This window comes from Ruegeria sp. BC5, assembly GCF_056539205.1.
The window spans coordinates 252,601-261,704 of the sequence record NZ_JBQFUN010000005.1 but is presented as its reverse complement, the minus strand read 5'-3'; the positions used below and the strand labels follow the sequence as shown (position 1 = coordinate 261,704).

The following is a 9,104-nucleotide window of genomic DNA, read 5'->3' as shown; positions in this document are numbered from 1 at the left end:
TAACAAATCCCTCAAGATGCCCCCAGTCTCTCCTGAGCGTCTCCGCCGTCTCCAGCGTCCCAACACCGCCTCAGCAGCGCCGGTGAAGGGGGTTCTAAGGTTTACCCAAACAACCCGCAAGTGGAAAATTGCATCTTGCGCGATTTTTTTGCGAATTGATTTTTTTCACTTATATTTCAAATGATTAAGATGAACCCAACTAAGCCACATACACCGCTCACGAAGTAGGCACACGCAGTTGCCCCACCATAAGCAATCGGTCAACCACCCGCATACCCTATATATAGTGAGTTCCTAACCGACATCCACAAGACCCAACCGAGTCGCATCATCTGATCCGGGCCGATTTTGAGCCCGTTTCCCCGACTCGCCTCCAAACAGGGCACTGAAAAAGGCACAACGCGCGCGCCGGGTCTTGCGCATTACCCTCGGATACTGTCACCTCGCCGGAAAGAGACAGCCAAACGCACAGTAATATGACAGCTACACACGCGCACCCCTTTCCTTGCATACGGACGGTTGGTCAGGACGGTCTATTGGTCTCGTTTGCTGACACGATGGCTGAATCCTCGAACCGGGCGGCGCTTGCATTTCGCAATGCGGTCGACCTTCTTGGATGGGAAGGTGTGATTGAGACATCGGCGTCTCTGGCCTCGGCCTATGTTCGGTTCGATCCCCTTGCCCTGCCGCACACGGAAATCCACGGGCGGATCGAAGAGATGCTGCATCAACAAGACTGGTGTCGGGCACCGCTTCCTGCAGGTCGCCGCTTGTGGCAGGTACCCACTGTGTACGGAGGTGAATTAGCGCCGCAATTGGACGAAACCGCAGCGGCAGCTGGGCTGACACCAACCGAAGCCATACGACGCCTGAGTGAAACCCGTGTTCGCGTACTGACCATCGGCTTTGCGCCCGGCCTGCCATATCTTGGACCGCTAGGGCCTGAGTTCAACATTCCACGCCTCAAGAAGCTCACTCCTATGGTGCCGGAAGGAGCGCTGATCCTGGCGATATCGCAACTTGTGCTGTTTTCCAGGCCCAACCCGACAGGATGGAGACATGTCGGCCAAACCGCTTTTCGCTGTTTCCGTCCCGAAGCCGAACAGAGCTTTGTCCTGCGCCCCGGCGACGAGATGCAATTTCTGCCGGTCTCACGCGCAGAACTGGAACAGATACGCGAAACCAATGATGGTCTAGGCGGGGCGACCCGAGAGGAGATCCCGGCATGAGCCTGCTGGTACATCAGATTGGCCCGGCCTGCACCATTCAGGATCAGGGGCGTTCGGGATATCTGGATCAGGGACTTTCACGGTCAGGGGCGGCAGATCAACTGGCGTTGCATGAGGGTGCCGCGCTGCTGGGTCAAAGCCCGGACTGCGCAGCCCTGGAAATGGCGGGAATGGGCGGCACGTTCGAGGCCACGCAACCGGTCAGCATCGCCCTGACCGGCGCGCCAATGCAGGCCAGTATCGATGGCGTCCCGATTGTCTGGAATGCCTCTTTCTCTATGGAGGCGGGTCAGAAGCTGACGATCGGCGCCGCCAATCAGGGCAACTATGGCTATTTGCATGTTGGTGGCGGATTTGAAGTACCGCTGTTTCTGGGTTCACGTTCCGCCCACCTGACAGCGAATGTCGGGCGTGTCGTGCAGGCCGGCGACCGACTGCCCGTCGGTCCCTATTCAGGCAACACCAGTATGAAACTGCGCCCCGATGACCGATTTTCCGGGGGCACCCTGCGCGTGTTGGCAAGCTTCCAGACCCCCCTGTTCGATCCAGAAACGCTGGACCGTTTTACCGAAACCGCGTTTCGGCGCGGTGCGCGGGCCAACCGAATGGGCATGCAATTGGAAAACGATGGCGAAGGCTTTGCCGCAAAGGGTCAATTGAACATTCTGTCAGATGTGATCACCCCGGGCGACATCCAGATGACCGGCACCGGAAACCCCTTTATCCTGCTTCCCGAGTGCCAGACTACCGGTGGTTACCCTCGTATCGCCACTGTCCTGCCCTGCGATCTGCCCCGGGCAGCGCAAACCCCGGCCGGCGGGCAGATAAAGTTTACATTTGTGTCCATGGACGAGGCCGTCGCCCTGCACGCCACTTACCTGTCCGATCTGTCGCGATTGCGCGCGCGGGTCGAGCCCTTGGTCCGCGATCCGCACGACATCCCCGACCTGTTATCCTATCAATTGATCAGCGGAATGATCTCTGGCACCGAATAAGGAGTTTGCCGATGCCCAGCGTCGATTTGAATGCCGATATGGGGGAGAGCTTTGGCCCTTGGAATATGGGCGATGATGAAAGCCTGCTGAAGATCATCACCTCGGCCAATATCGCGTGTGGTTTTCATGCGGGCGACCCCGATGTCATGGCGAAAACGATGACGTTGGCTGCCCAGAACGATGTCGGCATCGGCGCGCATCCCGGCTTTCCCGATCTGCAGGGATTTGGCCGCCGCAATATGAAGGTGCCACACGAAACCCTGCGCAACCTGGTCCGTTTTCAACTTGGCGCGGCGATGGGCATGGCCAAGGCGGTTGGTACGAAGGTCCGGCATCTGAAGCTGCACGGTGCTTTGGCCAATATGTGTTCGGTCGATATCGACATGGCACGAGCTTGTTATCAGGGCGCGCTGGACGTGGACCCGGACATTATTGTCATGGTGCTGGCTGTTACCAAACAGGAAGAGGCCGTGCGCGAATTGGGTTGCAAATGGGTGGGAGAAATTTTTGCCGACCGCGCCTATAACGATGACGGTACGCTTGTTGATCGCAGCCTGCCCGGCGCGGTCATCCACGACCCCGAACTGGCAGGACCACGCATGCTGAACATGGTCCGCAAAGGTGCAATCATCACCGAAACCGGCAAGCGGTTGGAAACCTCAATCGACACGATCTGCCTGCATGGGGATGGGCCGACCGCGGTGCAGATCGCCCGGTCCGTTCGCGAAAACCTAATCGCAGGTGGCGTCGAGGTGACAAAATTCACCCGATAGACATCCGGGCGTAAGGTCTGCGCCCCACTTTCTTAGTGTTGCCCAGTTGGATTTCTGACCCTAGCATGCCTGCAAGTGCATGTTCTGATTATTGGAAATCCAGGCAACGCCGGGTCCGGAACTCTCTGGGCCCACGCAAGGAGGGAAATTTATGTCTTTCGATTTGATGTCTTATGAACCGCGCGGGGACAAGAAGAACTCGGACTTCTTCGGCGAGTATCTACCCAAAATTTATGAGCGGCGTAGCAGTTCTGGTGTTGCCGATCAGGTCGGGCCGATGCGGGCGATTGTCCAGCAAGTGGAAACCACAGCGCTGTTCGATACGCTGATCGAATTGTATGTGATGACCCCATATCGCCACACGGCCAGCTATCTGGGGCAGACGCATAAGTTTTCGGTCCTGCATTCGCACGCCGACTACCCGGCGTTGATCGTGATGGCACCGCTCAGCCCCAGCTTTGAGGATTTCATTCCCCGCATCAACCGCATGTATCCGCTGGCGCGCGGCACTCCACAAACACGTTACGTCGGAGAGATTTACGGCGTGACAGACTTGAATACCCTTAGCAAGACGCTTGAGGATCAGAATATCCGCTTTGAATATGAAGGCGATACCGAAAACCCGTTCTACACGCTGGATGGGTTCCGGTTCACCACCCCGTCGGATTTCACTTGCAACCGGGTCGGTTATTCCACGCTGGATTTCAATGACCCCGACAGCCTGGGTCTGGGTGACCGCGTGTTGCTGAGTGATGCCGAGCAAGCGCAATTGGATCAAGCCGCCGCATTTGGCGCCGACAGCAAAATCTCACCCTTGATGTTGGGGGTCGACCACCTTGCCACCCGCATTCTGGCCGGTGAGCGCGAGGACGCGATCCTCGAGTTTCTGACCATGGTGCCCTATTACTTCTGGGGTGCGTACAACATCTTTGACATGAACTCGTCGACCAACGTGAACCGAAACCCGAATGTGGATGATGACAAGAAATCGCCTGCCAAGGTCTTCACAGCCAACAACACCCCGTCCTTCATCAATTCATTCGAGCAACTGCCGATGCCGACCGAGGATTTCGTCCGAAATTTTGGCCGTCGCCTGCATCACATGGCCATCGAAATTCAGGACGGTGATCACAACGCCGGTGAGAAAAACGTCGATTTCGTGGTTAATACGCTCAAGGATAAAGGCGTGCCGTTTCTGGCCCATGTGGTGGGTGAATGCAAAGACGATCCGAACCTCAAGCAGATTTTCTCGAAACACTCGAAGAATACGCTGCTGATCACGGAATATATCGAACGCTGCCACCACTATGACGGGTTCTTCACCAAGGACAACGTGGCGGCCCTGACAGCCGCCGCCGGGCAGGACGAACAATACCAGCATGGCCACGTGTTCGACTAAAACGCCCTGACAAAAAAGGGCTGCGAGTTTCCTCGCAGCCCAGATCCATCCAGGAGAGTATATGTCGGATCTTATGACGGCCCGATCATGAAACAGGTGACATTCCGGGCCTGAAGCCTGCGGCAGGCCAAATCGGCCTGTTCGCGGGTCATGCCTTGGAATGTCGCGTCAAAGCCGCGCGAGCTTTGGTTCACCTTGCGCAGCGTGCCTTCCAGAGTGGTCATTTCCGACAGGGCAGTTTTCAGCAAAACCTTTTCCGCCTCGTATCGGGTGGTATAGCGGCCCACGTTGACGCCCCACAGATGCCCGCCGGACGTGGAAAGGCGGGTGACAATTTCCGGTTCGGGTTCCGGCTGCACGGCCGGATCGGCCGACGCCAGAACCAGATCATCCGGACGCGCAGCGGGGCGCGCTGTGTCGCCGGTTGGGGTTTGGATATCCGCAGCGGCCATGGCGACTGCAATACCGTCCTGAATACGCGCGCCGTTCTTGGCCGCTGTCGCAGCAACCGTGCCCGCAACCTGTACTGCAGACCCTGCCGTTGGACGCAGTACCGGGCGGAGACTGGAATTTGGTGCACCGGTCAGAGCTGCAACCGTCGCGCCCAATCCGGCATTCCCGGCATAGGCCGGGCGCGCCGGTTTACGGATCGGTGCCCGAGACGGGGCGCGGCGGAAGCCCATGTCCAACAGCTCGGCCACTTTGGCGTTGCGCGATGCGCCCGACTTGCCGCCAAAGACGGTGGCGATGATACGTTCATCTTTGCGCTTGGCCGAGGCCACAAGATTGAAGCCCGCAGCCCGGGTGTAGCCTGTCTTGATCCCATCAGCGCCCTTATAGGCGGCCAGCAGGCGGCGGTTGGTGTTGGGAACGGTCTTGATCCCCGCATGTGTCGATTGGCGCGAGAACAGATTGTAGTATTGCGGGTAATCATACAGCAGATGACGGCCCAAAGTGGTCATATCACGCGCGGTCGACAGGTGGCCTGATTCCGTCAAACCATGCGCGTTCTTGAAGGTTGTGCGGCTCATGCCCATCGCCTTGGCCGTACGGGTCATGCGGCGGGCAAAGGCGGCCTCGGACCCGCTGATCGCAATACCGATGGCGGTAGCAGCGTCGTTCGCCGATTTAACCGCCGCGGCACGGATCAGATAGCGGAATGCAATTCGCTGACCGGACCGCAAGCCCAGCTTTGACGGCGGCTCGGACGCGGCCTTTTTGGTGATGCGCACCTGGGTATCCAGATCGATCTCACCGTTCCGCACCGCTTCGAACGCAATATAAAGCGTCATCATCTTTGTCAGCGAAGCCGGATGCAGCCGTGTGTCGGCATTGCGCGAATGCAGCACCTCGCCGGTGCGTGCATCGATCACCATCGCCGCATAAGGAGCAGCCACCCCTTGCAACGGCGCAAAGGAGAGCAGCCACAAGAATGCTATAAGGAATAAGCCCATTCGGGCCGGAACTGTCCGCCGAACCTGCACGATCTTTGCCTCTGTCTACCTCGGGCCGCCGGGTTTTCCCGGTCGGCTAAATATTATTTTATTATCGATCAGGCTAACACAGGGGCCCAGTGAAAGAAACAAAAAGCTCGTGAATTCGCGGTTTATTGAGCTTGCCACCACCACACCACATGTGGTCAGTCGCACCCTTGCCACCACCAAATCCATGAATATGACCAGAATTTGCCGACGCTGGGCGTCGATTTTTCAGGACTGAGACCATTCGGCCACATCAGCTGAGTCGCTGAACAAGATTGGCAAGCTGACCCAAATCCTGAAGCTCGCGGTATCGCGGGTTATCTGCCGGGGTTTCGGCCTGTTCGATTTCCCAAACTAACCCATGAGGCACATATACTCCCCAGTACCCGGCCTGAATCGGGGCCACCACATCTGAGCGCATCGAATTGCCAACCATCATCGCAGATCCAGGCCCGTCACCGTATTGGCCAAAGATGAGCCGATAGGTCTGGGGCGTTTTCTCGGACACAATCTCGACCCCGTCGAACAGCTCACCCAACCCCGACTGGGCCAGTTTCCTCTCTTGATCAATCAGATCGCCCTTGGTGATCAGCACCACCTGATGAGTCGCCGCCACGCTTTCAATCGCCGCGCGTGCATGGGGCAACAGCTCGATCGGATGGGCCAGCATCTCTTGCCCGGCTTCTATCAATTGCCGAATGACCGAGGCGGGAACCCGGTCATCCGTCACCTCAATCGCAGTTTCGATCATCGATAGGATGAAACCTTTGATTCCATATCCATAGTGCCGGATATTGCGTTTTTCTGCGGCCAGCAGACGCTCCATCAGGTGATCCCTTTCGGCGTGATCCGCCAGAAGATCGGCGAAATAAGCCTGCGTCAGCTGAAAAAACCGCTCATTGTGCCACAATGTATCATCCGCATCGAAGCCGATTGTGGTAAGATTTTGGCCCATGGCTATTACGTCCTGCTGGCTCTTTTCTCTGGCTGGTTCGACGTTATATAAGCGCAAAGACAAACCGAAGCCTGAATCGGATAGTAGAACGCGATGCTTGAACACCAATGGATGATGTCTGACAAATCGGACGACGACGATGCAGACGCGTCTGTCCTGGTACAGACGCGCACCAAGACCAAGCGTCCGCCGCTGTACAAGGTTCTGCTGCTGAATGACGATTACACGCCGATGGAATTCGTTGTGCATGTACTGGAACGGTTCTTTGGCATGACTCACGCGCAGGCGTTCGAGATCATGCTGACGGTGCATAAAAAAGGCGTGGCCGTCGTTGGCGTGTTCAGCCACGAGATCGCCGAGACCAAAGTGGGCCAGGTCATGGATTTCGCCCGCAGGCACCAGCACCCCTTGCAATGCACCATGGAACGGGAAGAGTAAGACCAGACCGGTCTTACGGAATCGCTTATGTCCCCTCGCCTTGATCTTGCGCTGCAAAGCGGTCTGACCTTGTCGCAACCACTGACTGTACTGGGGCCAACAACGGCCAGTGACCTGTCTGATTTGCCGCGTGAAACGCAAGTGGTGCAGCCGTTTAAACCCTTTCACGACCATTTCACCCAACAGGGCTTCGCGGTTGTACCCGTGGCGCAAGATCCCTGTCAGGACGCCATCGTAATCCTACCTCGCGCCAAGGCATTGGCCCGGTCGATGGTGCAGCAGGCCTGCACCCGCGCGAATGGCGTGATTGTCGTTGACGGCGCCAAGACCGACGGTGTGGACAGTTTGCTGAAGGACATCCGCAAGCGGGTCGCGGTTGAGGGGCCGATTTCAAAGGCGCATGGCAAGATCTTCTGGTTCCAGTCCGATCCGCATGCTTTTGCGGATTGGGCCGCGCCCGCCCATCAGACCGCGGACGGTTTTAAAACCGCGCCAGGCGTATTCTCGGCCGACGGCATTGATCCGGCCTCGGCCCTGTTGCGGGCCGCGCTGCCGGACAAGCTGGGCGCTCGGGTCGCCGATCTGGGGGCTGGTTGGGGGTATCTTTCGGCCGGGCTGCTGCAGGCGCCGGGCCTGAAATCCTTGCACCTGGTCGAGGCCAACCATATTGCGCTGACCTGTGCCCGCACCAATGTGACTGATCCCCGCGCTCAGTTTCACTGGGCCGATGCGGTGACATGGCGTGCCGACGAACCCATCGACACCGTGGTGATGAACCCACCGTTTCACACTACGCGCAACGCCGATCCGGCACTGGGGCAAGGCTTTATCACATCCGCGGCAAAGAACCTGACCCGCAATGGCACATTGTGGATGGTGGCCAACCGCCACCTCCCCTATGAGCCCACATTGACCGACACATTTGCGCATGTCGAAGAAGTGACCGGCGACAATCGGTTCAAGGTGTTCCATGCCTCTCGCCCTCGGCGGTGATCCCAGTTAACCTGCGCCGCAATTCAGGAGGAAGCGCATGTCCTTTTCCATAGCAGGCAAAACCGCAATCGTGACCGGCGGCGCCAACGGAGTCGGCCTGGCCATCGGGCGCCACTTTGCCGATGCCGGGGCCAATGTGATGTTCGCCGACATGGACGAAAAGCGGCTGGCCGAAGAACTGGGCGAGCAGGCCGATGACAGCAATATCCGTTTCTTTGCTGGCGACCTGCGGGAAAAGCTGACAATTGCCAACCTGCTGTCGGCCACAATCGACGCCTTCGATCAGGTGGATATCCTGATCAACGGCGCCCGTCAGGTGATCCCTTCTGATCCGCTGGATGCCGAAGACGATTCAGTCCGCACCCTTCTGAATCAGAACCTAATGCCCGCCCTACGGTTAAGCCAGTTGGTCGCCAAACGTATGATCAAACAAGCCGGAGATGACGAGGAAAACATTGCAGGCTCGATCATCAACCTGTCTTCGATTGCAGCGCGACGAACCCACCCTGACCTGATGGCCTATTCCGTCTCGACCGCCGCGCTGGATCAGATGACCCGATCCTTGGCTGTCGCGCTGGCCCCCAACCGTATTCGGGTAAATTCCATCGCATTGGGATCCGTGATGAGCGCCTCATTGCGCTCCACCCTGAAAGAGAACCGCGACTTTCGGGACGATATAGAAAAACACACTCCGCTGGCCCGCATTGCTGCGCCGACCGAACTGACCGAAACAGCACAGTTTCTGGCCTCGGACGCCGCAGGTTTCATCACCGGACAAATTCTAACCATTGACGGCGGCCGCACCCTGCTGGACCCCGTTGCAGCCCCAGCGCACTGACAC

The 9,104-nt window shown here is 57.9% G+C and carries 10 protein-coding genes; 8 read left to right on the top strand and 2 right to left on the bottom strand.

Features of this window, described 5'->3' with window-relative positions; all coding sequences use genetic code 11:
* From ACR0LY_RS14200 to ACR0LY_RS14180, 5 genes are all read left to right on the top strand, one after another.
* A partial coding sequence (locus tag ACR0LY_RS14200) for a hypothetical protein (protein ID WP_480567545.1) occupies positions 1–184 on the top strand: 184 nt, incomplete at its 5' end.
* A gap of 292 nt (positions 185–476) precedes the next feature.
* Positions 477–1,229, top strand: a complete 753-nt coding sequence (locus tag ACR0LY_RS14195; protein WP_170350441.1) for a 5-oxoprolinase subunit B family protein — start codon at positions 477–479, stop codon at positions 1,227–1,229.
* Positions 1,226–2,224, top strand: a complete 999-nt coding sequence (locus ACR0LY_RS14190) for a 5-oxoprolinase subunit C family protein (protein WP_170350443.1) — start codon at positions 1,226–1,228, stop codon at positions 2,222–2,224. Before ACR0LY_RS14195 ends, ACR0LY_RS14190 begins: the two co-directional genes overlap by 4 nt.
* An 11-nt stretch (positions 2,225–2,235) precedes the next feature.
* A complete protein-coding gene (locus ACR0LY_RS14185) occupies positions 2,236–2,997 on the top strand; it encodes a LamB/YcsF family protein (RefSeq protein WP_170350445.1) in 762 nt (253 codons plus the stop codon).
* Positions 2,998–3,148: 151 nt separating this feature from the next.
* A complete protein-coding gene (locus tag ACR0LY_RS14180) occupies positions 3,149–4,396 on the top strand; it encodes a hypothetical protein (protein WP_170350447.1) in 1,248 nt (415 codons plus the stop codon).
* Between the two features lie 71 nt (positions 4,397–4,467).
* Here ACR0LY_RS14180 and ACR0LY_RS14175 read toward each other — a convergent pair whose 3' ends face one another.
* A complete protein-coding gene (locus ACR0LY_RS14175; protein ID WP_170350449.1) occupies positions 4,468–5,850 on the bottom strand; it encodes a D-alanyl-D-alanine carboxypeptidase family protein in 1,383 nt (460 codons plus the stop codon).
* A gap of 280 nt (positions 5,851–6,130) precedes the next feature.
* Positions 6,131–6,832, bottom strand: a complete 702-nt coding sequence (locus ACR0LY_RS14170) for an HAD family hydrolase (protein WP_170350451.1) — start codon at positions 6,830–6,832, stop codon at positions 6,131–6,133.
* 93 nt (positions 6,833–6,925) lie between these two features.
* Here ACR0LY_RS14170 and clpS point away from each other — a divergent pair, with 93 nt between their 5' ends.
* The 3 genes from clpS to ACR0LY_RS14155 are packed head-to-tail and all read left to right on the top strand — an operon-like array spanning position 6,926 to position 9,101.
* A complete protein-coding gene (gene clpS, locus ACR0LY_RS14165) occupies positions 6,926–7,270 on the top strand; it encodes an ATP-dependent Clp protease adapter ClpS (RefSeq protein WP_170350453.1) in 345 nt (114 codons plus the stop codon).
* A 27-nt stretch (positions 7,271–7,297) separates the two neighbouring features.
* A complete protein-coding gene (locus tag ACR0LY_RS14160) occupies positions 7,298–8,263 on the top strand; it encodes a class I SAM-dependent methyltransferase (RefSeq protein ID WP_170350455.1) in 966 nt (321 codons plus the stop codon).
* A 37-nt stretch (positions 8,264–8,300) separates the two neighbouring features.
* Positions 8,301–9,101 (top strand): SDR family NAD(P)-dependent oxidoreductase, encoded by an 801-nt coding sequence (locus tag ACR0LY_RS14155; protein ID WP_170350457.1) that lies wholly within the window; start codon positions 8,301–8,303, stop codon positions 9,099–9,101.
* Positions 9,102–9,104: the final 3 nt, after the last annotated feature.